Annotated in this window: 22 protein-coding genes; 11 read left to right on the top strand and 11 right to left on the bottom strand. The window is 73.8% G+C overall.

Annotated features, from left to right (window positions below):
* The first annotated feature begins 166 nt into the window (after positions 1–166).
* The 6 genes from ABD234_RS03700 (at position 167) to ABD234_RS03725 (ending at position 7,756) form a co-directional block, all read left to right on the top strand.
* Positions 167–1,339 (top strand): YihY/virulence factor BrkB family protein, encoded by a 1,173-nt coding sequence (locus ABD234_RS03700; protein ID WP_344354092.1) that lies wholly within the window; start codon positions 167–169, stop codon positions 1,337–1,339.
* A 59-nt stretch (positions 1,340–1,398) separates the two neighbouring features.
* Positions 1,399–2,172 carry an SOS response-associated peptidase gene (locus ABD234_RS03705; RefSeq protein ID WP_344354094.1) on the top strand — a complete coding sequence of 258 codons (774 nt, stop codon included), beginning with the start codon at positions 1,399–1,401 and terminating at the stop codon, positions 2,170–2,172.
* Positions 2,173–2,240: 68 nt separating this feature from the next.
* Entirely contained in the window at positions 2,241–3,524 is a 1,284-nt protein-coding gene (locus ABD234_RS03710) for a sensor histidine kinase (RefSeq protein WP_051486890.1), read from the top strand.
* On the top strand, positions 3,521–4,210 hold the full coding sequence (locus ABD234_RS03715) for a response regulator (protein ID WP_038372903.1): 690 nt from the start codon (positions 3,521–3,523) through the stop codon (positions 4,208–4,210). The genes ABD234_RS03710 and ABD234_RS03715 overlap by 4 nt, the downstream gene beginning before the upstream one ends.
* A gap of 229 nt (positions 4,211–4,439) precedes the next feature.
* Entirely contained in the window at positions 4,440–5,216 is a 777-nt protein-coding gene (locus tag ABD234_RS03720) for an ABC transporter ATP-binding protein (RefSeq protein WP_344354097.1), read from the top strand.
* Entirely contained in the window at positions 5,213–7,756 is a 2,544-nt protein-coding gene (locus tag ABD234_RS03725) for an ABC transporter permease (protein ID WP_344354099.1), read from the top strand. The genes ABD234_RS03720 and ABD234_RS03725 overlap by 4 nt, the downstream gene beginning before the upstream one ends.
* Before the next feature lie 43 nt (positions 7,757–7,799).
* Here ABD234_RS03725 and ABD234_RS03730 read toward each other — a convergent pair whose 3' ends face one another.
* Positions 7,800–8,300, bottom strand: coding sequence for a hypothetical protein (locus tag ABD234_RS03730; protein WP_084148509.1), 501 nt, complete (start codon positions 8,298–8,300; stop codon positions 7,800–7,802).
* Positions 8,301–8,584: 284 nt separating this feature from the next.
* Between ABD234_RS03730 and ABD234_RS03735 the strand changes: the two genes are divergently transcribed.
* Positions 8,585–8,833, top strand: a complete 249-nt coding sequence (locus ABD234_RS03735) for a WhiB family transcriptional regulator (RefSeq protein WP_038372899.1) — start codon at positions 8,585–8,587, stop codon at positions 8,831–8,833.
* Between the two features lie 100 nt (positions 8,834–8,933).
* Here the strand turns inward: ABD234_RS03735 and ABD234_RS03740 are convergent, their stop codons facing one another.
* Positions 8,934–10,427, bottom strand: coding sequence for a sensor histidine kinase (locus ABD234_RS03740; RefSeq protein ID WP_038372897.1), 1,494 nt, complete (start codon positions 10,425–10,427; stop codon positions 8,934–8,936).
* 102 nt (positions 10,428–10,529) lie between these two features.
* Here ABD234_RS03740 and ABD234_RS03745 point away from each other — a divergent pair, with 102 nt between their 5' ends.
* On the top strand, positions 10,530–11,036 hold the full coding sequence (locus tag ABD234_RS03745; protein WP_038372895.1) for a DUF2505 domain-containing protein: 507 nt from the start codon (positions 10,530–10,532) through the stop codon (positions 11,034–11,036).
* Here ABD234_RS03745 and ABD234_RS03750 read toward each other — a convergent pair.
* The 3 genes from ABD234_RS03750 to ABD234_RS03760 are packed head-to-tail and all read right to left on the bottom strand — an operon-like array spanning position 11,012 to position 13,324.
* Positions 11,012–11,464 (bottom strand): DUF6912 family protein, encoded by a 453-nt coding sequence (locus ABD234_RS03750; RefSeq protein ID WP_344354103.1) that lies wholly within the window; start codon positions 11,462–11,464, stop codon positions 11,012–11,014. The genes ABD234_RS03745 and ABD234_RS03750 overlap by 25 nt on opposite strands.
* Before the next feature lie 4 nt (positions 11,465–11,468).
* On the bottom strand, positions 11,469–12,680 hold the full coding sequence (locus tag ABD234_RS03755; protein ID WP_344354105.1) for a CpaE/TadZ family protein: 1,212 nt from the start codon (positions 12,678–12,680) through the stop codon (positions 11,469–11,471).
* Positions 12,677–13,324, bottom strand: a complete 648-nt coding sequence (locus ABD234_RS03760) for an SAF domain-containing protein (RefSeq protein ID WP_344354107.1) — start codon at positions 13,322–13,324, stop codon at positions 12,677–12,679. Before ABD234_RS03760 ends, ABD234_RS03755 begins: the two co-directional genes overlap by 4 nt.
* A gap of 246 nt (positions 13,325–13,570) precedes the next feature.
* On the opposite strand from ABD234_RS03760, the gene ABD234_RS03765 reads away from it, so the two are divergent.
* Complete coding sequence (locus ABD234_RS03765; protein ID WP_344354109.1) at positions 13,571–13,813, top strand: helix-turn-helix transcriptional regulator; 243 nt, start codon at positions 13,571–13,573, stop codon at positions 13,811–13,813.
* Between the two features lie 39 nt (positions 13,814–13,852).
* On the opposite strand, the gene ABD234_RS03770 is transcribed toward ABD234_RS03765, so the two are convergent.
* Positions 13,853–14,401, bottom strand: a complete 549-nt coding sequence (locus ABD234_RS03770) for a hypothetical protein (protein WP_038372888.1) — start codon at positions 14,399–14,401, stop codon at positions 13,853–13,855.
* A 187-nt stretch (positions 14,402–14,588) separates the two neighbouring features.
* On the opposite strand from ABD234_RS03770, the gene ABD234_RS03775 reads away from it, so the two are divergent.
* Together ABD234_RS03775 and ABD234_RS03780 are read left to right on the top strand one after the other, a co-directional pair.
* Entirely contained in the window at positions 14,589–15,614 is a 1,026-nt protein-coding gene (locus tag ABD234_RS03775; RefSeq protein ID WP_344354112.1) for a LysM peptidoglycan-binding domain-containing protein, read from the top strand.
* A complete protein-coding gene (locus ABD234_RS03780; RefSeq protein WP_038372885.1) occupies positions 15,611–16,015 on the top strand; it encodes an Rv3235 family protein in 405 nt (134 codons plus the stop codon). Before ABD234_RS03775 ends, ABD234_RS03780 begins: the two co-directional genes overlap by 4 nt.
* Before the next feature lie 121 nt (positions 16,016–16,136).
* Here the strand turns inward: ABD234_RS03780 and secA are convergent, their stop codons facing one another.
* The 5 genes from secA to ABD234_RS03805 all read right to left on the bottom strand — a co-directional run bounded on the left by secA (position 16,137) and on the right by ABD234_RS03805 (position 23,073).
* Positions 16,137–19,043, bottom strand: coding sequence for a preprotein translocase subunit SecA (gene secA, locus ABD234_RS03785; RefSeq protein ID WP_344354265.1), 2,907 nt, complete (start codon positions 19,041–19,043; stop codon positions 16,137–16,139).
* A gap of 97 nt (positions 19,044–19,140) precedes the next feature.
* Positions 19,141–20,436: a winged helix-turn-helix domain-containing protein gene (locus ABD234_RS03790; RefSeq protein ID WP_344354114.1), complete on the bottom strand. Its 1,296-nt coding sequence runs from the start codon at positions 20,434–20,436 to the stop codon at positions 19,141–19,143.
* 90 nt (positions 20,437–20,526) lie between these two features.
* Complete coding sequence (gene hpf / locus ABD234_RS03795) at positions 20,527–21,192, bottom strand: ribosome hibernation-promoting factor, HPF/YfiA family (protein ID WP_038372881.1); 666 nt, start codon at positions 21,190–21,192, stop codon at positions 20,527–20,529.
* Positions 21,193–21,363: 171 nt separating this feature from the next.
* A complete protein-coding gene (locus ABD234_RS03800; RefSeq protein ID WP_344354116.1) occupies positions 21,364–22,146 on the bottom strand; it encodes a ComF family protein in 783 nt (260 codons plus the stop codon).
* 186 nt (positions 22,147–22,332) lie between these two features.
* On the bottom strand, positions 22,333–23,073 hold the full coding sequence (locus tag ABD234_RS03805; RefSeq protein ID WP_344354118.1) for a peptidoglycan-binding protein: 741 nt from the start codon (positions 23,071–23,073) through the stop codon (positions 22,333–22,335).
* Positions 23,074–23,165: the final 92 nt, after the last annotated feature.

The raw sequence follows: 23,165 nt of genomic DNA on the forward strand, positions 1-23,165 counted from the left end.
GATTGTGGACAACTCCGGCACGGTGCCCGCCGCGGAGCACGACCCGTCCCCGGGCCCCGGGGACGCGCCCGCGACGGCGCACCCGGTGCGCGCAGTCCTGCGACGTGCAAGGATGACATCGCCTGAGACCCGGCCCCCGGCCGGTCCCCGACATCGCGGAGGAACCATGACGGCGAAGGACGCATCCCCGGTGACGACGAGCGGCTCGGCCACGAGCCCGGCAGCGAAGGACCGGCCCCGCCTGACGCGGGCCACCGTGGTGTACATGGCCAAGCGCGTGCTGACGGAGTTCGGCCGCGACGGCGGCACCGACCACGCCGCGAAGCTCACCTACTTCATGGTGCTCTCGGTCGCCCCGACCCTGCTGGCGGTGTTCTCCCTGGCGACGCTGGTGCTGCAGGGCTTCCAGGAGCAGATCTCCCAGCTCATCATCGACATGATCTCCCGGTCGAACCCTGACGGCGGCCAGATGAACCTCGAACCCCTGGTCACATCGACCCTGGAATCGCTGATGGGCAGCTCCACCGGCGGGACGGTCGCCCTGATCATCGGTATCGCGACGGCCCTGTGGTCCGCCTCCGCGTACGTGAAGGCGTACGCCCGGGTCTCCAACGCCATGTACGACGTCCCCGAAGGCCGCGGGCCGATCCGCATGAACGGCACCATGCTCGCCGTGACCGCCGCCCTGGTCCTGGGCATCCTCGCGATCGCGATCTCCCTGCTGCTGAGCGAGTCGATCGTGACCTCCCTGCTGGGGCCGATCGCCGACCCGATCGGGGCGACCGGGCTGCTCACCTTCCTGGTGGACTCCTTCCTGCCGATCTGGGCGTGGGCGAAGTGGCCGGTGGTGGTGCTGCTGATGTTCGTGCTCATCTCGCTGCTGTACTGGGCGACCCCCAACATCGCCAAGCCCTTCCGGCTGATCTCCCCCGGCGGCGTGTTCGCGATCCTGGGGATCGCCCTCGCGCTGCTGGCGCTGTCGCTGTACATGTCGACCCTGGCCTCCTACTCCTCCTACGGGGCGATCGGCTCGATCATGGCGGTCCTGTTCGCGCTGTGGGTCGTGAACACGGTCATCCTGCTGGGGGCGGAGGTCGACGCCGAGTACGAGCGGGCCCGCGAGCTGGCCGCCGGCAAGCCGGCCGAGGACTCCCTGGCCCTGCCGCTGCGCGCGGAGGCCGGCGCGGTCAAGGCGGAGGAGAAGTACCAGCAGGTCGTCGACGCGGGCCGGGACATCCGCCTGCGCAACCTCCATCACGACGCGGCCTCCTACACCGGCCCCGAGCACCGCCTCACCCCGCCGGAGGACCGGGCCTCCGCCCCCGAGCGCGAGGACTGACGCCCTCGGCGTCGCGCCGGCCCGCAGCCCCGATCCCGCCGCCCAGAAGGAGGCCCGCCATGTGCGGTCGATTCGCGTTCTACCAGGAGATCGAGCCGCTGCTGGACGACCTCGGCGCCGTGGATCTCACCGAGCCCGGCTTCCGGGCCCGCTGGAACATCCCGCCCACCGTGCCGATCCACATCGTCACCGAGTCGATCGACCGGGACTCCGGGGAGGTGCTGCGGGCGCTGCGGATGGCCCGATGGGGCCTGCTGCCTCCCTTCGCGAAGGACCTCTCCTTCTCGGCCCGCACCTTCAACGCCCGGCGCGAGACCCTCGCCGAGAAGCCGTCCTTCCGCGGCTCCCTGGCCCGCTACCGGGCCGTGGTCCCGATGAACGGCTACTACGAGTGGCGGCGCGATGCGAAGGGCCGGCGCACCAAGGAGCCCTTCTTCATCACCCCGGCGGACGGCTCCCTCCTGTACATGGCGGCGCTGATCTCCTGGTGGAAGGGCCCGGGCGGGCACGAGGGCCCGACGGCGAGCGCCGACGGCGCCTGGCTGCTCAGCGCGAGCATCATCACCCGCGAGGCCCGGGGCGAGCTCGCCGACATCCACGACCGCACCCCGCTCATGCTCACCCGGGAGGCCGTGGACCGGTGGCTGGATCCGGGCATGGACCGGGCGGCCGATGCCCAGGCCTTCGCCCTGGAGGATGCGAACCTGATCGACGACGCCCTGCTCGAGGTGCGGCCCGTCGGCCGGGAGGTCGGCAGCGTCCGCCACGACGGACCGGACCTCATCGCCCCGGCGGGGACCGCCCAGGGCCGGATCCCGCTGCCGCCGGCGTGACGCATGGCGCACCCCGGCTCCGACCACGGGAGGACGCCGGCATGCCGCGTCATCCCTAGGCTCGAGGCATGAGCGCACCGCACGACCCCGCCGCGGCCCGGGCGGGAGGCCCCGACCTCCGGCCCGCGCCCCGGACCCGTTTCGACCCCTTCCGCTGGGTCGTCGAGCACCCCGGCTGGGTGGACCTGGTCGTCTTCGGGGGCGGCGCGCTGTTCCTGGCGGCGTTCTCGGTCCTGACCGGCTCGCTGGGATGGTGGCTGCTGTCGACCTTCCCGATGGTCGCCGCGGGCGCGTTCCTGCGCACCCGCACCGGCGGGGCGACCCTCGTGATCGGCATCCTCGCCGTGCTCCACTTCGTCGCGGGACAGCCCTACGTGCTGGGCGACGCGATGATCTTCTACGCCCTGTTCTGCGCGACCGTGCACGGCTCCGCCCTCGCCCGCCGCCTGGCGCTGGGAGCCGCCTTCTTCGGGGCGCTCCTGCAGGCCGGCGCCATGGCGGCGAGCCTGGCCGTGACGGTGCACTCGCTCGGGGAGCTGTACGAGATCGTCCTCGTCTTCGCGGTCTCGCTGTTCGTGGGCTGCGTCGCGGTGCTGGGGACCTGGGCCATCGGCCGGTACCAGCACGTGCGCGTGGACCAGCTGCGCCTGGCCCGGGAGCGGGCTGCGCAGGAGGTGCATCAGCGCGAGCAGCGCACGGCCCTGGCCGTCGCGGACGAGCGCGCCCGCATCGCCCGCGAGATGCACGACGTGGTGGCCCATTCGCTGTCGGTGATCATCGCCCAGGCCGACGGCGGCCGGTTCATCGCCGCCCAGCAGCCCGAGAAGGCGCAGGACGTGCTGTCCACCATCGGCGCGACCGGCCGCGCGGCCCTGGCCGACATGCGCAACCTGCTGGGGGTGCTGCGCCAGGACGAGGAGACGAGCTTCGGCCCGCAGCCCGGCATCGAGATGCTCGACGAGCTCGTCGCCCGGGTCCGCAGCGCCGGGGTGCGCGTCGAGCTGCGCCGTGACGGCGACCTCGCCACGGTCCCCCACGCCCTGGGCCTGACCGTGTTCCGCGTCGTCCAGGAGGCGCTGACCAACGTGATGAAGCATGCCGGCCCCGCCGCGAGCGTGCGCGTGGAGCTGGCCCGCACCGGCGACCTGCTGCGCCTGGACGTGCTCGACGACGGCCGGGGCCACGACCCGGCCTCCGACGGCCAGGGCCACGGCCTGACCGGCATGCGCGAGCGCATCGCCGCCTTCCAGGGCGAGCTGCAGACCGGCCCGCTGCCCGGCGGCGGCTACCGTGTGAGCGCACGCATCCCCCTGCGACCCGATGCCCCCGTCCCCGGAAGGACCGCCCGATGACCACGCCCGAGACCTCCCTGCCGCTGCGCATCGCCCTCGTCGACGACCAGCCGCTGGTGCGCGCCGGCTTCGCGATGGTCATCGATTCCCAGCCCGACCTCGAGGTCGTCCTCCAGGCCGACGACGGGGCCGCCGCCGTGGACTCCCTCGCCTCCCGGATGGTCGACGTGGTCCTCATGGACGTGCGCATGCCGCGGATGGACGGCATCGAGGCGACCCGGCAGATCCTCTCCCGCGCCCCCGCGGATCGCGCCCCGCGGATCATCGTGCTGACCACCTTCGACCTGGACGACTACGTCGTCGCCGCGATCCGCGCCGGGGCCAGCGGCTTCATGCTCAAGGACTCCCAGCCCGAGGAGCTGCTCAGCGCCATCCGGACCGTCCATCGCGGGGATGCGGTGATCGCGCCCTCGGCCACGCGGCGCCTGATGGAGCAGATGGTCTCCGCCGTCCCGTCCGCGACCCGGTCCACGGCCGTGCTGGACTCCCTCACCGACCGGGAGCGGGAGGTCCTCACCCTCATGGCCAAGGGGCTGTCCAACACGGAGATCGGGGCGGAGCTGTTCGTGGCCGAGGCGACCGTGAAGACGCACGTGGGCCGGGTGCTGTCCAAGCTCGGCGCCCGCGACCGGGTGCATGCGGTGATCACGGCCTTCGAGACGGGGCTGGTGCGCCCGGGCGAGTGATCCCGGGCGAGCGATCCCGCGCGAGTGATCCCGCGCGGGTGATCGTGGGCGGGTGATCGTGGGCGGATGATCGTGGGCGGATGATCCCGCGTCATACCGTGGGCGGACCTGTCCCTCCTGCTCAGGACTCATGTCCCGCCGCGGCCTCACGACCTCGCGCCGATGTGCGCGGGGCCCGGCATGGCGGAGGCTGAGGGGGAACCGTCCACCAGCGAAGGAACGAACCTCCATGTCATCCTCTCCCGCCTCCCCCTCCTCGTCCCCCGCGCAGGGGCCCGCCCTGCGCGCCCGCGACCTGCGCCGCACCTACGGCAGCGGCACCTCGCAGGTGCTCGCCCTGGACGGGGTGGACCTCGACCTGCAGCGCGGGGCGTTCACGGCGATCATGGGCCCCTCCGGCTCCGGGAAGTCGACCCTGCTGCACGTGCTCGCGGGGCTGGATGCCGTGACCTCCGGCAGCATCGAGCTGGAGGGCACCGAGCTCACCGGCCTGGACGACGACGCGCTCACGCGGCTGCGCCGCGACCGGATCGGCTTCGTGTTCCAGTCCTTCAACCTGCTGCCGATGCTGACCGCCGAGCAGAACATCCTGCTGCCGCTGGACCTCGCGGGCACCCGCGCGGACCGCGCCTGGCTGGACACCATCACCTCCGCCTTCGGCATCGCCGACCGCCTGGACCATCTGCCCTCCCAGCTCTCCGGCGGGCAGGTCCAGCGGGTGGCGATCGCCCGCGCCCTGATCGGCTCGCCCGCGGTGATCTTCGCCGATGAGCCCACCGGCAACCTCGACTCCCGCACCACGGAGGAGGTCCTGGACTTCCTGCGGCTCTCTGTCGACCAGTTCGGCCAGACGGTCGTCATGGTCACCCACGAGCGCGACGCGGCAGAGCGCGCCGACCGCATCGTCACCCTCGCCGACGGCCGCATCGCCAGCGACGAGCAGGGACCCTTCGGGCCCTCCGCCGCCCGCGCAGCCTCCGTGCCCGCCGCCGGGGGCGCCCGATGAGCCGGCCCGCACGTCCCCGCATCACCCCGGTGCGGCGCCATGTCGCCGCCATCGTCACCATCGCCCTGTCCACCGCGTTCGTCGCCGTTCTCGTGCTGGCGGGCAACCTCATGACCGCGTCCCTGGACCAGAGCGCCGAGTCGACGTACCGCGGCGCCGATCTGGTCATCGACACCGGCGGCGCGGAGCCGGTCGAGAACGCCGACGGCACCGTCAGCGCCCCGCCCGCCCCCGCGCTCCGGGACGCCGCGGCCATGTGGCCGGTCGCCTCGTACTACACGGAGCTGCGGTCCGCGGCGCCGGGAGGCTCTCCCCGCTTCGTCGAGCTGCGCACGCTCCCGCCGCAGGAGGTGGCCCCCACCGCGGTCGGCGAGGGCCGCGAGGCCGTCGGCGATCACGAGATCACGCTCGCCCCGGAGACGGCGGAGGCCCTCGGGGTCGGCGTCGGCGACGCGGTCCTCGCGCAGACCTACGACGCGCAGGGCGAGGAGCAGCAGGTGTCCCTCGAGGTCACCGGGATCCTCGCTCCCTCGGCCTCCGGCTCGGACCTGTTCGCCTTCGACACGCCCTGGGCCGTGCTCACCGCGGCCAACGCCCCGGTCCTGACCGGCGGCGACCTCCCGGCGAGCACCTACACCTGGCATGCCGCCCTCACCCCGGGGGCCGATGCCGAGGCGATCGCCAGCTCCGGCTCGACCGCCGGTGTCGAGATCGTCACCGCCGAGCAGGCCATCGCCGAGGCGAAGTCCCAGGGCCTGTCCGGGATGGTCGCCATGGGATCCATCTTCGGCGTGTTCGTCGTCATCGCCCTGCTCACCGCGGCCGTGGTGGTCGGCAACACCTTCACCGTCACCCTCGCCCAGCGCACCCGCGACCTCGCCCTGCTGCGCACCCTCGGCGCCACCCGCCGGCAGGTGACGGCGACCGTGCGCGGGGAGTCGCTGCGCGTCGGGCTGGTCGGCTCCGTCGCGGGCCTGCTGCTCGGGCACGTCCTGGCCCAGCTGGCCCTGCTCGCGGCCTTCCTGCTGGGGGCCACCCCGGGCCTCGGCATCGTCCCCGTCAGCGTGCTGTCGGTGGCGCTGCCGCTGATCGCCGGGGTGCTGGTGACCGTCTTCGCCGGGGTCTCCCCGCTGCGCCGGGCGACCCGGGTCGCCCCGCTGGAGGCGCTGCGCCCCGTCGAGGCGAGCTCCCGAGGGGCCGGGCGGCTGCGCGCCGTCGGCTCCGCGGCCGCGTTCGTCGCCGGCGTCGGCATGCTGCTGGCCGGGACCGGCATCTCCCTGGCCGGGACCACGGGCCCGGGGCTGCTGCTGGCCATCGCCGGCGGCGTCGTCAGCTTCGTGGCCGCGCTCGTGGGCCTGGTCGTGCTCACCCCGATCGCGACCTCCCTCATCGGCCGCGTGGTGCGGCGCCTGGGCGGGGTCCCTGCCACGGTGGCCGCGGCCAACACGCTGCGCCACCCCCGCCGCAGCGCGGCGACGATCTCCGCGCTCCTGATCGGCACCACCCTCATGACGATGATGGCGGTGGGCGCCCACACCGCGGAGGTCTCGCTGACCTCCGATCTCGACAACCGCAAGCCGATCGACATGGTCGTCCGGGCCGAGGCGATGCCGCAGGACGCCGTCGCCCAGGTCGAGGCGGTGCAGGGCATCGAGAAGGCCGTGGAGGTCCCCACCGCGGAGCTGGACGTCGACGCCCGCGACACGATGACCGTCTACGGCCCCACGCCCGAGGAGATCGACGACGTCGCCGTGCGCGGGGACATCTCCGCGAAGATGGCCGACGGCGTGCTGCTGACCGGCGGGGATCGCGCAGAGCAGTTCGGGCTGCACGACGGGCAGGTGCTCACGCTTCCCGCCGCCGACGGCGGCACCGTGCCGGTGACCGTCGAGCTCGACGGCAACCTCGCGATGAGCCTGCTGACCCCGGCGACCTTCGCGCAGCTGGCCGGCGGCGATCCGGCCACCGCCCTGTTCGTGGACATGGCCGCCCCCGGCGCCAGCGCCCGCGGCGGGCTCGACTCGACCACGATCCTGCTGAACCTGCGCGATGCGCTCGAGGAGGGCGGCTTCACCGACCCGTCCATGAGCGCCGAGGGCGTCGAGCGGGAGATGTACGGGCAGATCCTCGGCGTGCTGCTGGCGATCACCCTGGGCCTGCTCGCGGTCGCCGTGCTCGTGGCTCTGGTCGGCGTGGCCAACACGCTGAGCCTCGGCGTGGTCGAGCGCACCGGCGAGAACGCGCTGCTGCGGGCGCTGGGCACCACCCGCGCCCAGATGCGTTCCATGCTCGCCTGGGAGGGCCTGCTGCTCGCGGTGATCGGCGCGGTGCTGGGCGTGGCCCTGGGGATGCTCTACGGCACCACGGGGATCATGGCGATCTTCGGCTCGACCTTCCCGACCGTCGTCACCGTGCCCTGGGTGCAGGTCCTGACGGTGATCGTGCTGACCCTCGCGGCGGGACTGATCGCCTCGGTGCTGCCGGCCCGTCGCGCCGCCTCGACGGCTCCCGCACAGGCCCTGGCCGCGGCCGAGTCCTGATCCCTCAGGTCGCGGACGTCCTCCGGCTCCTCCGCCCCCGGCGTCAGCGCCGCGGGCGCGAGGGGCCGGTGCCGTCGCGGCGGTCCTCCGCCGCGGCGGCGAGATCGTGGGGCAGAGGGGTGGCCCGGGCGATCCGGGTGAGAAGCACGAAGGTCGCGACGGCGACGGCGATCGCCGCGAACCCCTCGGGGATCAGACCGGCGGTGAGCAGGCTGGCGCCCACCAGGGCCTGGAACAGCTGCCAGGTGATGCCGTAGCCGACGCCGAAGCGGGTGCGGGCCAGGATCGATCGGGCCGCGGCGAACACGGCCAGGGCGAAGGCGATGACGAAGATCCCCAGCCCGGTGCCGAACCGTCCGCCCTCGGGGACGCGGGCGATCACCGCGAAGGCGAAGGTCGCCACGCCCAGCAGGGCGAGGCCCTCCAGGGCCAGGAGCGCGGCCGCCGCGCGGCGGGTCCCGAGCAGGGCGGGCGCCTCGGGGCGGTCGGGACGGGCCGCACCCGGGCGTCCCGGGGCGCCCTGCGCGGGCTCGGACGTCGTCATGCCAGCACTGTATCGCCCGCCGACCAGGACGCCCGTATCGGACGTTTCGACGCAAGGCTCTGGGCTGTGGGAAGTGCCACCCACCTGACCTGCGCATCCCCTTGTGACCACCGGGTCACCCCGCAACAATGGAATCAGCCCGCCTTCGCGCCCCGGAGGGCATCTCACGCTCCGGCCGCGGCACGAAGAGGCCGTCCCACGAACATCGCCCGAACAGCGGGCGAGAGCACCACCGTGCCGCATCCTCCGGGTGCGGCGGGGTGATCCGGAAAGAGAGAGTGACGATGGACTGGCGCCACCGCGCAGAGTGCCTCACGCAGGATCCCGAGCTGTTCTTCCCGATCGGGAACACCGGGCCGGCGATCACGCAGATCCAGGAGGCGAAGGCGGTGTGCCAGCGCTGCGACGTCATGACGGCGTGCCTGAAGTTCGCCCTGGAGACCGGTCAGGACTCGGGTGTCTGGGGTGGTCTGTCCGAGGACGAGCGCCGCTCCCTCAAGCGCCGCAACGCCCGCGCCCGCCGCGCAGGCTGAGACCCGCCGCACCGCGGCTGTCGCCCCGCCCCCTCGGGTCCGCGGCCGATCTGCTCGACTTCCGAGGAGCCCGTCGCCGTCGCGACGGGCTCCTCGCGCGTCAGACGCCGATCGGGTCGAGGTAGACGTCGACCGTGGCCCGGGTCCCCCCGCCGCTGCGATCCTCCCAGGTCAGCGTCCCGCCGAGCTCGCCCTGCACGAGCGTCTGGGCGATGTTCGTGCCCAGACCGGTGGGCGCGCCCCGGGATCCCATGCCCACGCCGTCGTCCTCGATGGAGATGACCAGATGGCTCCCCTTGCGCTCGCTGCGCACGGTGAGGGTCCCGCCGGTGTCGGACAGGCCGTGCTCGACCGCATTGGTGGCGAGCTCGGTGACCACGAGCGCGAGCGGCGTGGCCTCCTCGGCCCGGACCGCCCCGGCCTTGCCCTCCTTGGAGGTGCGCACCTCCACCTGGCTGCCTCCCACGGCCGGCGCGCCCACATGGCGCACCGAGGCGCTCGCGGCGTCCACGGCCAGGCGCAGGCAGCGGTCGATCACCTCGTCGAAGAACACGGTCTCCTCGCTGCCCTGCAGCAGGGACTCGTGCACCAGCGCGATGGTGGAGACCCGTCGCATGGCCTCGGAGAGGGCGTCGCGGGCCTCCTCCGACTTCATGCGCCGCGACTGCAGGCGCAGCAGCGCCGCCACCGTCTGCAGGTTGTTCTTGACGCGATGGTGGACCTCGCGGATGGTCGCATCCTTGGTGATGAGCTCCCGCTCGCGACGGCGCAGCTCGGTGACGTCCCGGACCAGCACGATCGCGCCGGTGCGCCGGCCCGCCTCCGTCAGCGGCACCGCGCGCAGCGACAGCGTCCCCCCGCGGGCCTGCATGTCCGATCGCCAGGCGGCGCGCCCCATGAGCACCAGCGGCAGCGACTCGTCCACCGGGGAACGGGTCTGGATGACCTCGGTGCTCAGCTCCGCGAGCGTGCGCTCGCGCATGTCCCCCTCGACCCCGAAGCGGTGGAAGGCCGAGAGCGCATTGGGCGAGGCCCACTGCACGGTCCCCGTCTCGTCGAGCTGGACGATCCCGTCGCCCACGCGCGGGGCGCCGCGCCGCGGCGGGATCGGAGCCCCCGCGATCGGGTAGGCGCCGGCGTCCATCATCTGCAGCAGGCGCTGGCCGAGCTCGTCCATGTGGGCCTCGGCGGTGCCGGCCGCGGTCTCCTGCGCGGAGGTCTCCACCGTGACGGCGGCCAGCAGCTTCCCCTCCTTGCGCACCGGCGTCAGCCGCACCCGGGCGGGGCGGTCCTCGCGCTGCACGGCGCGGGCCGTGCGGTCGACGGGATGGCCCGCCAGCAGCTGCGAGATGTCGCCGGCGATGTCCTCGGGGGCGGGGCTGCCGACGGGGTCGTCGTAGTAGACGGACTGGCCGGTCGCGGGACGGCAGTGGGCGATGGCGAGGACCTCGCCCTCCCGCTCGATCCACAGCACCAGATCCGAGCGCAGCAGGTCCGCCACGAGGTTCCAGTCCCCCACCAGGAGCTGCAGCCACTCGGCGGCGGCGGAGAGGGAACCGGTGGAGTCGGAGAGGAACTTCGCGAGGCTGGGCATGCCACCAGCTTAGGGCCGCCCGGCAGCTGCCGGTGCCTGGCATAGAGTTGGCCCGATCGCCACATAGAGTTGGCCTCATCGCCGATGCTGGAGGAAGAGACCATGAAGCTGACGGAGACCCTGAGCCTGCCGATGCCCGCGCAGGACGTCGCCGCGATGTACGCCGACCCGCGCTACGCGACGGTCCGCGGCGAGGTGCTGGGCGCGCAGGACGCGTCCTCGAGCGTGGAGGGCGACGTGCAGGCCGCGTTCACCGTCTCGACGGACCTCTCCATGCCGACCGACCGCGTCCCGGACATCGCCCGCCCCTTCGTGGGCTCCTCGATCACGGTGCGCGAGGTCCAGCAGTGGTCGGCCCCGCAGGCCGACGGCAGCCGCACCGGCACCACGCATCTCGTCGTGGTCGGCACCCCGGCCTCGATGACCGCCTCGGTCTCCATGACCCCGGGCGCGGAGGGCACCACGGACATCGTGATCGACGGCGAGCTCGTCGCGAAGGTCCCGGTGCTCGGCAAGCGTCTGGAGAAGGCGGCCATGCCGTACGTCTCGCGCGTGCTGAAGGCCGAGCAGAAGGCGGCCCGCACCTACCGCGACGGCGCCTCCGCGTAGTCCAGCGCCGCGGCGCCCTCGCTGGCGTCGAACCACAGCAGGGCCGGGTCCGTGTCGTCGGCCTCGACGGCGCGCGCCCCCAGCTCGCTCACGTGGAAGGCGGCGATCCGCAGCGTGGCGGGCGCGGCGAGCTCGATGCCGTAGGCCCCGCCCTCCTCGGGGGACTCGACCACGGCCCGGTCGGGGACGTCCCCCGCCACCACCAGGGCGCGGCGATCCGGGTCCTCCTGGGGGCCGGAGGTCAGGGCGACGTGCACGGCGTCCTGCAGGGCGTCGTACTCGAGATCCTCGGGGTCCTCCCCCGGGCGGTCCGCGCGCGCCGAGGCATGCACGGCCCAGGCGGAGCGCCCGGCAGGAAGCTCCAGGGCCCCGGCACCGGAGCGCAGCGCGGCGTGCTCGGCAGGGGTCACGGGCAGATAGATCCTCATGCGCTCATCCTGCCACCCGGGCGGGCGCGCCCTGCACCAGCGGCGAGCAGGCCAGCTCCTTCAGGGCACGGCGCAGCGGGCTGCGCGGGGCGGATTCGGCCAGCAGCGCCCCGTCCCAGGCCGCGCGATGGCATGCGGCCGAGTCCTCGGGCAGGGCATGCAGGGACGCCAGCGGCATCCGCCCCGCCAGCAGCTCCTCCAGCCGCTGCGCCGGGATCAGCGAGGTCGTGCGGTTGACCAGGACGGCCAGATCGGACACCCCGAGCTCCTCGAGCCGCTCGCGCTCGCGGATCAGCCGGGTGATGCCGACGGGCTCGGCATCGACCACGGCCAGCACCTGGTCGGCCGCCTGCAGGGCGGAGAGCGCGGCGCCGTTTCGCTGCGGGGCGCTCGTGTCGTAGCTGAGCTCCTCGTCCTCCTCGAGGTTCGCGGCCACGTCGACGATCACGAGCCCGCCGCGGCGGCGCAGCGCGGACCACACGCCGTCCAGGCCGCTGGGCCGGACCTCCGCCCAGCGGGCGGCGACGCCGATCCCGGTCAGCAGCCGCAGCCCCGGCCCCAGCGAGGGAAGAAGCCCGGCCAGCGTCCGCGCATCCAGCGTGTCCCGGGCGCTCGCCCGGCACGCGGCCACGAGGCCGGGAGCCTCCTCCAGCACGCCGAGCATCTGCGCGAGGCTCGGGGCGTAGGTGTCGGCATCGACCAGGACCGTCTCCGTCCCGGCGGCCGCGGCCTCCGCGGCGAGGTTCACGGCGACGGTCGAGCGTCCCGGGGCCCCGGCGGGTCCCCACACCACGAGGATCCGGCCTCGCGGCTCGTCGTCGCTGGGATCGGCCGGAGGATCCTGGGTCCAGGCGTCGACCTCCTCCTCGTCCTCGCCGATGGCCGCCTCGACCGCCGTGAGGATCTCCTCGACCGGTGCCGAGGAGTCGACGACGTGGCGCAGCCCCAGGTCGGTGCGGCCCAGGGCGGCGCTGTCGGGGCGCAGGCCCACCACGGCGGCGCCCGTGCGCAGCAGATCCGCGATCGCATCGCGGTCCAGGCCGCGCACGGTGAGGTCGATGACGACGACGTCGCCGATCCCGGCGGCCGCGGCGCCGCGGGTCTCCGCCAGATCCGCGCAGCGCCGGACGACCCGCGCCCGGGACCCCGTCGGGGCGAGGTCGTGCACGATGCGGACCTCGTCGCTGCCCGAGGCGCACAGCACGATGTCGATCATGACCGCGCCCCCTGGGCGCCGGGGACTCCGATGACGTCCAGCCGGGCGTCCTCGGCCAGCGCCTCGAGGACCAGCGGCACGTCCTCGGCGGGCACGAGGACCTCGACGGTCATCGAGCGCATCCCGATCGCGCTGCCCTCGTCGACCCGGCGCACGACGGCGCTGTCGATGAGGAGCTCCGCGGTGGGCGGGGCGCCGTCGATCCCCTCGCGGGTGCGCCACAGCTCGACCTGCCCGCCGGGCGCGACGGACTGCGCGACCGACTCCTCGACGGGCAGCACGACGGGACGCAGCGGCACCTCCGTGCCCTGCCCCACCGCGGAGACCGTCAGCAGCTCCCCGGAGCGGACCGTCTGCATGGCCACGGACCCCTCGGGGATCGCCTCGAGATCGCGGACGTAGAGGCCCTCGAGCTCTCCGAGGCGCACGTCCACGGCCGTGAGCTTGTCGGCGGTGATGACGTCGCCGGGGACGATGTCCACGCGGGCGGCGAGGACGGTGGTCGTCTCGGCCAGGCGGGAGACGAGCACGGAGCCGAGCAGGATGCTCAGCAGCACCAGGGCGATGCCGACCACCAGGCGCGGGTCCTTCCAGCGGGGTCTCCGCAGGCGCATCGTGGCGGGGGCGGGGGCGGCATCGGTCATCGGGACCTCCGGGGACGGCCGCGGCGTGACGGCCAGGGGCGGGGACGGGCGCGGCGGGCCGCGCTGGTTCGAGGGTAGACGAGCCCGCAGGCGGGCGGGCCCGGTGGTCATCGGCTGTGGACAACTGCCGCGCTCGCGGAGAATGCGCAGGCGAGCGAATCGCAGGAGGGACGCGCGGGCGCTCGTCGCCTCCTCCCGCGGGCCCGGAGGTGCGACAATGGGCGTGCCCGACCCCGAGGAGTCCAGATGCCCCCACGGTTCATCCCGCTGTCCGATGTGGCGGAATCGCTGTCCATCTCCGCGTCCCAGGCCTACGCCCTGGTGCGCTCCGGGGAGCTGCGCGCCATCAAGGTCGGCGGCCGGGGGCAGTGGCGGGTCGAGATCTCCGAGCTCGAGGACTACATCCAGCGCAGCTACGCCGAGACGCGCACCCTGCTCGAGCAGGAACGAGCCGCCGAGTCCCCCGCCGGCGAGCGCACCTCCCGCTGACCTCCGCCCGCCCGCGCCCGGCGCGGGCCCCAGTCCGGCTCAGAGCACCTGCACCAGGACGAGCGCGGAGAACGGCACCAGCACGTCGCGGCCGGCGCTGACCCGCACCGCCTCCCCGGTGGGAGAGGTGCGCAGGTCCAGGGCGTCGGCCCCCACCGCCCGCAGCCGTCCGTGGCAGGTCCCGGCGTCGGTGCGCAGGCGCACCAGCGAGCGGTCCCGGGCGATGCCCCGCAGCTCGTGCCCGATGCCGTAGGGACGCCGGCCCACGGTGTCCGAGACCGGCCTCGCCCGCTGCGGGAGCCCTTCGACCAGGGAGATCCTGGACATCGGCACCAGGGCGATGCCGCCCTCCCCGGAGGGGCGCAGACGCACCCACTCCTCCCCCGAGTCCTCGATCGCCCCCTCGACCACGAGGTCCGCGGCGAGGTGGATCCGCACCACCCTCCCGGCCGCCCCACGGAAGCGATCGGCCAGGCTCACCTGCGCGCGCTCGGCCCGGGCGAGCTCGTCGGACATGGCGCGCATGTCGAGCGACTCGAGGTGCTCGAACCGGCCCTCGAGATCGTCGAACATCCTCTCCATGCTCATGGGGGCCACTGTAGCGACCTCGCTCCGGCCGCCGTCCGCCACGCAGATCCCCCTCCCCGGAATCCGGGGGCTTGCCGGACTCCACACATCGCCGTACTGTGCATCACATGACACCAAACTGCATCAAACGACAGCATCAACGTCCGAGCGATGCCGAACGGCACGTTCCTGTTCCGGGACGGCTCGCATGACCTCGGCAGCACCGCCGCGCCGCGCGGCACGCCCCTCCTCGCCGGGGATCGGTCCGACAGGAGGGGCGTACGCCCTGCTCAGCGTGCTCGCCGCCGCGGCCGGCGCCGCTGCGCTGCTCTGCGCGCGCTCCTTCGGCCCCGCGGCGCTCGCGGGCGCCGGCACCCAGGCGATGACCGCCTCCCTGCTGGCCCTGGTGGGGCTGGCCGCCACCGCCTTCTGCGGGTACCTGACGCTGATCTGGGCTCTGGCGGCCCTCGCCCGCGGTCGCCACGGACGGCTGAGCGGCCGCGCCAGCCTGCAGGTCCTGCGCCTGCTGGCCCCGGCCCTGGCCCGCCGCGTCGCCCTGGGCGCCGCCACCGCGACGGCCGTCGGCTCCCTCGCCCTGGGCCCCGCGCTCGCCATGGATCCCTCGTCCTGGGAGGATCCGCCCAGCACCCCGAGCGCCCCGAGCGCGACGGCGCAGACCGTGGGCACCGCGGCCTCGGCGCCGGCGATGTCGGAGCCGCTCCTCGAGGCCGCGCATCCCTCGCACATGGTGCGGGCGGGTGGCGCCGCGGAGCTCGCTCCTGTTCCGGCCGACGGGGAGGCCGTGCCAGCCGACGGCGAGGCCGTGCCGGCCGATGGGGAGTCCGTGCCGCGCGACCGCCGGGACGACGCCGCATCCTCGTCGGAAGAGGTCGCCGCCGACCCCGACGAGACGCCGCCCGGTCTCGGCTGGGTCGCACCGGCTCCCGAGCCCGCGTCCCCCGCCCCTCAGCAGCGCACCGTCACGGTGCACCCCGGGGACAGCCTGTGGTCCCTCACCGACGATCTGCTCGGCCCCGAGGACGAGCCCGCCGCGGAGATCGCCGCCGCCTGGCCCGAGCTCTACCGCGCCAACTCCGCGACCATCGGCTCGGATCCCGACCTCATCCACCCCGGGCAGGTGCTCGTCGTCCCCGCCGGGATCGGCGAGGGTCCCGGCACCCCGGATCAGCCCGCCCCCTCCACGCAGGACACCCGAGATCAGGAGGTCTCATGACCGCCACCGACCAGCGCCTCCAGACGGCACCCGGACGCCCCGGGATCGCCCCCGAGGACCCGCGCAGCGTCGCGCCGATGGTCGAGGCCGTCGCGCGCAGCGCCGTCGAGATCGTCCGCGACGCCCGCCCGGTCACCGCTCTGTCCCGCGTCGTCACGCCGGAGATCTCGGCCATGCTGGCCCGGCGCGCCTCGCTGACTCGGCGCCTGAGAGGGACGTCGACGCCGCGCGACCCCTCGGCCCTGCGCATCGCCGTCACCGGGGTGCGGGTGTGCGTGGTCGACGAGCGCACCGTCGAGGCCAGCGCCGTGCTGCGCGAGGTGGGGCGCGCCCGCTTCCTCGCCATGCGCTGGGAGCTGCGGCACACCGGCTGGCGCGTCACGGTGCTGGAGATCGGATGACCCGGCGATCGGCGCGCGATGGCCCGGCACCCCCAGGTGCCGGGCCTTCCCTCTGCCCGGGTCGCGCCCGCCGGGTCAGGTCCCCGCAGGTCCGCGTCCCGCCGCGGCGGCTCGCACCGCGTCAGCGTCCGCGCCGGGCGCTCCCCGATCCCTTCGTGTCGCGCTGCTCGGCGCTGCGGCTGCGACGCTCGGCCTTGGCCCGGCGGCGGCGCTCGGCACGCGAGAGGGAGCTCTCGTCCTGCGCGTCGGTGGCCTCGGCGGAGGAGTAGCGCAGCTGGCCTGCGCTCGGGCCGTCGTCCAGACCCTTGGCCTCCAGCACGACCTCGGGCGCCCCGCGGTCCTCATCGGTCGCCGAGAGCTCCTCGCCATCGGCCGCCGGCGTCTCGGCCTCCTCGGCCGCGGAGTCCGAGGCGGCGCCGTCCTCCTGCGCCGCCCGCGGGGCGGCCGCCGCATCGGCGGCGGCCTTCGCGGTCGCGCCGACGGAGGTGACGAGCTTGGAGACCGCATCGGGGACGACGGAGGTCTGCTGCTGCACCGTGACCTCGAGGTTGAAGAGGTAGCCGACGGCATCCTCCTTGATCCCCGCGATCATGTCGTTGAACATGAGGTGGCCCTCGCGCTCGTACTCGATGAGCGGATCCCGCTGGGCCATGGCGCGCAGGCCGATGCCCTCCTTGAGGTAGTCCATCTCGTAGAGGTGCTCCCGCCAGCGCCGGTCGATGACCGACAGCAGGACGCGGCGCTCGAGCTGACGCAGGGCGTCCTCGCCGAGCTCCTCCTCGCGCCGGTCATAGGCCAGCCGCGCGTCGGCGAGGATCTCCGAGCGCAGATGCGCGGCCGAGAGGTTCTCCTTGCCGTCGACGTCCTCGATGAGCTCATCGGCCGTGATGGAGACCGGGTAGATCGAGCGCAGCGCGCCCCACAGCTCCTCGAGGTCGAAGTCCTCGGGGTTGCGGCCCTTGGTCGCCGCGTCGACGGCGCCGCCGATCACCTCGTCGATGTAGCGGTCCACGTGCTCGGTGAGGTCCTCGCCGTCGAGGATGCGGCTGCGCTCCTCGTAGACCTTCTTGCGCTGCTTGGTCAGGACGTCGTCGTACTTGAGGACGTTCTTGCGGATCTCCGCGTTGCGCGACTCGATCGAGGTCTGCGCCCGCTGGATCGCCCCGGAGACGACGCGTCCGGTCAGCGGGATCGACTCGTCGACGCCGCCGCGGGAGAGCAGCGACTCGGCCATGCCCGCGTTGAACAGGCGCATGAGGTCGTCCTGGAGCGAGAGGTAGAACCGGGACTCGCCGGGATCCCCCTGGCGCCCGGAGCGGCCGCGCAGCTGGTTGTCGATGCGCCGCGACTCGTGGCGCTCGGTGCCCAGCACGTACAGCCCGCCGAGCTCGACGACCTCGTCGTGCTGCTCCTTGACCTGCTCCTTGGCGTTCTCGATGGCCTCGTCCCAGGCCGCCTCGTAGGCCTCCGGATCGGCCTGGGCGTCCAGGCCGCGCTCCTCGAGGGCGGCGTGCGCCATGAACTCGACGTTCCCGCCGAGCATGATGTCGGTGCCGCGGCCGGCCATGTTGGTGGCCACGGTCACGGCGCCCTTCGCCCCGGCCATGGCGACGATCGAGGCCTCGCGCGCATGGTTCTTGGCGTTGAGGACCTCGTGGGGGACGCCCTGGGCGGTGAGCAGCTTGGAGAGGTACTCCGACTTCTCCACGCTGGTCGTGCCCACCAGCACCGGCTGGCCGCGATCGTGCCGCGCGACGATGTCCTCGACGACCGCGTCGAACTTGGCCTTCTCCGTGCGGTAGACCTTGTCGGCCTGGTCGATGCGCTGCATCTCCTTGTGCGTCGGGATCGGCACGACGCCGAGCTCGTAGGTGTTCATGAACTCGGCGGCCTCGGTCTCGGCCGTGCCGGTCATGCCGGAGAGCTTCTCGTAGAGCTTGAAGTAGTTCTGGAGGGTGATCGTGGCCAGCGTCTGGTTCTCCGCCTTGATCGCCACACCCTCCTTGGCCTCGATGGCCTGGTGCATGCCCTCGTTGTAGCGGCGGCCGGCGAGGATGCGGCCGGTGTGCTCGTCGACGATGAGCACCTCGCCGTTGAGCAGCACGTAGTCCTTGTCGCGCTTGAAGAGCTCCTTCGCCTTGATGGCGTTGTTCAGGAAGCCGATCAGCGGCGTGTTCAGGGACTCGTAGAGGTTGTCGATGCCCAGGTGGTCCTCGACCGTGTCGATGCCGGACTCGAGGATGCCGACGGTGCGCTTCTTCTCGTCGACCTCGTAGTCCCGGTCGCGGCGCAGCAGCTTCACGACCTTCGCGAACTCGGCATACCACTTGTTGGCGTCGGCGCCCGAGGGCCCGGAGATGATCAGCGGCGTGCGGGCCTCGTCGATGAGGATCGAGTCGACCTCGTCGACGATGGCGAAGAAGTGCCCGCGCTGGACGCGGTCCTTCGGCGACAGCGCCATGTTGTCGCGCAGGTAGTCGAAGCCGAACTCGTTGTTGGTGCCGTAGGTGATGTCGGCCGCGTACTGCCGGCGGCGCTGCTCGGGGGTCTGGCCGGAGGTGATCACCCCGGTGGTGAGCCCCAGGGCGCGGAAGACGCGCCCCATGATGTCGCTCTGGTAGGTGGCGAGGTAGTCGTTGACCGTGACGATGTGCACGCCCTTGCCGGCGAGCGCGTTGAGGTACGCGGGCAGGGTCGCCACCAGCGTCTTGCCCTCACCGGTCTTCATCTCCGCGATGCGCCCGCGGTGCAGGGCGGCGCCGCCCATCACCTGCACGTCGTAGGGACGCTGGCCGAGGGTGCGGCGGGCGGCCTCGCGCACGGCCGCGAACGCCTCGACCTGGATGTCGTCGAGGGTCTCGCCGTCCTCCAGGCGGGCCCTGAAGCGCGTGGTCTCCTCGCGCAGCTCCTCGTCGCTCAGCTCGGTGAAGACGTCCTCGGCCTCACCCACCCGCTGTGCGATGGACTCGAGCTTCCGTCGCTCTCGGCCCTCGCCCGCGCGCAGGATCTTGTCGAAGAGGTTGACCACAGGTACTCCCATTTCGTCTGGAAACGTCTCGCCGGACGGTTCATGCCTGTCACATCGTAGTCGTCACGAGCCTGGGCGTGAGCCCGGTCCGTCCCCGTCAGGACGGGATGCCCGCCGCGGACGCCGCACGGACCTCCGCGTGCAGGGCCGCGGAGAGGTCCCCGGTGCCCGGGCCCGTGAGCACCTCGATCTCCTCCAGCCCCTGCCAGGTCGCGGCGCGGGACAGCTCGGCGGCGAGCGCCGCGGCGATGGTCCCCTCCCCCGGGCGTTCGCGGGCCCGGGTGCGCAGGGCGGGCTCGGCGTAGGTCCCGCGCACCTCCAGCACTCCGCGGGACCGGTCCGAGCGCAGGTCCACCCGGGCGGGGATGCGGTCGCCCAGCAGGAGGAGCAGGGAGTAGTAGCCGGTGGTCCGGCGCTGCGCCGGGGTGTAGATCCCGATGGTGTAGTCGACGTCGAACAGCTCCCGCAGGCGGGGCCGATGGAAGGCGATCGGGTCGAAGGGGCTCACCAGGGCGGCGCCGCGCAGGGCGGAGCCCTGGGGCGCGTCGCGGTGCAGCAGCAGGCGGCGGGGTCCCTCCGGCAGGCCGACCTCGACCTCGCGCAGCTCGCCGTCGGCCAGCAGGCGGGTGATCGCCGGGCGCACCTCCCCGACCCGCAGGCGGAAGTAGTCCGCGATCGCGCCGGCATCGGCGATGCCGAGCGCCCGGGCGGCGAGCGAGGTCAGCGAGAGCACCGCGGCGGGGTCCTCGGCCGCATCGGCGCCGGGGTCGACGGGGCCGTCCGGCGCCTCCGGGGCCGGGAGGTACAGCCGCTCGAAGCGCTCGTTGCGCCCGACGCAGTCCAGCGCCCCGGAGCGGAAGAGGTACTCGACCGCCCACTGGCTCTCCGTGCGCCGCCAGCCCCACCCCTCTCCGCGGTCGTGGTCGCCGAGGTGGCGGGAGATCGCCGCCGCGCTGAGGGGGCCGTGCTCGGCGATGGTCCGGAGGATCCCCTCGAACAGGTGCGGGGACTGCTCGGCGGCGCGGCGGACCGCGCCCCAGTCGCGGTGCGCGGCCCGGGCGCGGCGGAAGGCCAGCAGGGCGTGGACCGCGGGCGTGGCATAGGCGGCCTCGTGCGCGAGGGCCTCGCGCACGCGCCGTCCGGGGCCGGGACGGGACGCCGTCTCGAGCACGCTGGTGTCCCAGCTGCCGGTGCGCGTGAACACGGGCATGTGGTGGGCCCGGGCGAAGACGTTGACGGAGTCGATCTGCAGCAGGTGGGTGCGTTCGAGGGTGCGGTCCAGGGCGCGCCGGCTGGCGGCGGGGCCGGGCACGACCGTCCGGCGGGCCGGGCCGATGCCCTGGGAGCGCAGCGCGATCCGGCGGGCCTGCGCCCAGGAGAGGGTCTCGGTCATGCGGGCGGGTCCTCCGGGATCGCGGATGGTGGGCGCAGCGAGGGCGGGAGGCCGCGATGCGCGTGCCTCCCGCCCGGGCTCGTCAGGGGATCAGGCGTCCTCGAGCTGGCCGTCCAGCTCGATCACTCCGTAGCTCCAGCCCTTGCGGCGGTAGACCACCTTGGGGTTGCGGGACTCGGCGTCGATGAACAGGAAGAAGTCGTGCCCGACCAGCTCCATCCGGTACAGCGCGTCGTCGATGCTCATCGGCTCGGCGACGTGCTTCTTCTCGCGGATCACGACGGGGCTGAGGCCGGTGTCCGGGACGTCCTCGGCGGCAGGCTCCGGCTCCGGGGCTGCGGGCGCCGTGCTCGGGGTGCTCTCGGCGCCGGCGTCCTGGGCGAGGTCCGGATGCGTCGGCAGGGTGCGCAGCGAGGCGACGGACGTCTGGTGGGAGCGGTCCTTGCCGCGGTGACGGTCCTTGCGGCGGTCGCGGGCGCGACGCAGCCGCTCCAGGAGCTTGCCGTAGGCCACGTCCAGCGCGGCATAGAGATCGTCGGCCCGGGCCTCGGACCGGATGATGGACCCGCTGTCGTGCACGGTGAGCTCTACGCGGTCGCTGAGCTCGCTCTGACGCGGGTTGTTCTCGTGCGACATCTCGACATCGACCCGGAGCGCAGCCGGGGCGAGCTGTGTGACCTTGTCGAGCTTCTCCTCCAGGTGGCGGCGGAAACGCTCGGGGACGTCCATATGGCGTCCGACGACATTGATCTCCATGAGGTCCTCCTCGGAATCTTCGGCGCGGCCGCTCTCCGCCCGGCCGCCATGGCGCTGAGTGGGGGACCACCTCCTCTTCTCGAGGGCACTCGTCGTATCGAGTCAGGCCAGCATGCCACGAACGGCTGGGCCTGTGCAGGAGATCACTCCCAGGTTCCGGGATCCGGTCTCTCACAGCCGCACCGGGGCCGGCCAGCGGGCGGAGGCGACGACCACCGCCGCCACCGCCGCGGCCCCGGCCGGCGATCCCTCGTGGAGGGCGCGCAGGGTCGAGCCCGTGGTGACCACGTCGTCCAGCAGGATCACCCGCGGGTGATCCGGCGCCGGGCCGCGTGCGGGATCGCGCCCCCGATCGCGCGCCGCCGCGGCGCCGGCCGCGCGGAAGGTGCGCCGGCGACGCTGCCGCGCGCCCTTGCCCGCCTGGGACCCGCTCAGCGAGCCCCGCACCGTGAGGACCTCCACCCCGGTGCGCCGGGACAGGGCGCGGGCCAGCAGCGCCATGTGGTCCTCCCCGCGCCGGATCCGGCTCCCCGGGCGCGAGGGGACGGGCACGAGGCGGTACAGGGCGGGGTCCTCGCTCCCGACGATGTCGCGGACGACGGGGGCGAGGGCCTGCGCCAGGGCGCCCGTGTGCACGAGGGCGCCGCCGTTCTTCCACTGGACCACCAGGCGCTGCAGCGCCCCGGCGTACTCCCCCAGGGCGAGCACCGGGAACGGGGAGCGGTAGTCGACGCCGACCGGCTCGGGCGGGGCTCCGGAGCGCTCCCGCACCCGCGCCGCGGCGACGATCTGCAGGGCGTCGCACACCGACTGCACCTCCTGCGCCCCGGCCTGGAGGAGCGTCCGGCAGGACGGGCACAGCAGCGTCCCCTCCTGGCCGCAGGCGCACTCCAGGGGGATCACCAGGGCGCACAGGTCCCGCAGCATCCTCGTGACGGCCTCGCGCGCATCCATGGCTCCAGGGAACCGCGTCGGCGGCCCGCGCGCTCGCGCCTGGGGACGACGGGGCGCTGGGGAGGAGCAGCCCGAGGCGGCGCGGCCCGCCGTCGGCAGGCTGCGCCGCCTCGGCGGGGCGCGCCGCCGGCGCACGGTGCGCCGACGGTCAGCTCCGGGAGCTCGCCGCGATCAGCGCGCGGGAGCTCAGTAGGTGAGGACCCGGCGGCCGTCCACGCACCAGCCGCGGTCCCACATCCGGTTCATGAACGCCGTCGAGACCCGGGCGCAGCCGTGCGAGGCCGGGTACGGCGGGATCGAGTACGAGCCGTGGATGGCCCAGCCGCTGTAGAAGTAGATCGGCCGGTACAGGTCTCCCAGGGAGCCGCTCTGCCAGCCGGCGCTGTACCGGCGGAAGACGCGGTAGTCCCCCAGCGGCGTGTAGGCGGTCTTCCACCGGCCTCCGGAGTAGTAGCGCTCCCCGCTGCCGGTCGAGGTGTTCATGATGTACGACAGGCCGCCGTTCCAGGTGAAGATCATCAGGTCCCGGCCGACGTCGATCTCGATCCCGGTCCCCGAGGTGATCCTGCGGCTGGGGCGCACCCCCCGGTCCAGGGCGCTGCGCGTGTTCGGGCCGACGACCCCGTCCTGCGCGAGCCCGGCGGCCTTCTGCAGCGCCCAGACCGCCTGCTGCGTGAGGTGCCCGAAGGAGCCGTCGGCGGCGCCGCACCAGTACTTCAGCTCCCACAGGCGGCGCTGGATCGCCGCGACCTCGGTGCCCCTCCAGCCCCGGGACGGGTAGTGCGAGGCGTGCGCGGCGCCGGTGCCCAGCGCCAGCGACAGCCCGACGGTCCCCGCCCCCACGAGCACGCGCCTCCTGCCGGGCCGGGGCATCCCCCGGTCCTCCCCGCCCCTGTCGATCCGATGTGTCCTGGCGATGGTGCTCATCGCGTACCCCCTGATCCGTCCGGGCTCCTGCTCCCTCCAGGGGTGCGGTCGCCCCCATCGGCGGCCGACAGGGCCCGGACCCTCACCATAGC

Origin of the sequence: Brachybacterium phenoliresistens, from assembly GCF_039530785.1 — a bacterium.
GTDB lineage: Bacteria > Actinomycetota > Actinomycetes > Actinomycetales > Dermabacteraceae > Brachybacterium > Brachybacterium phenoliresistens.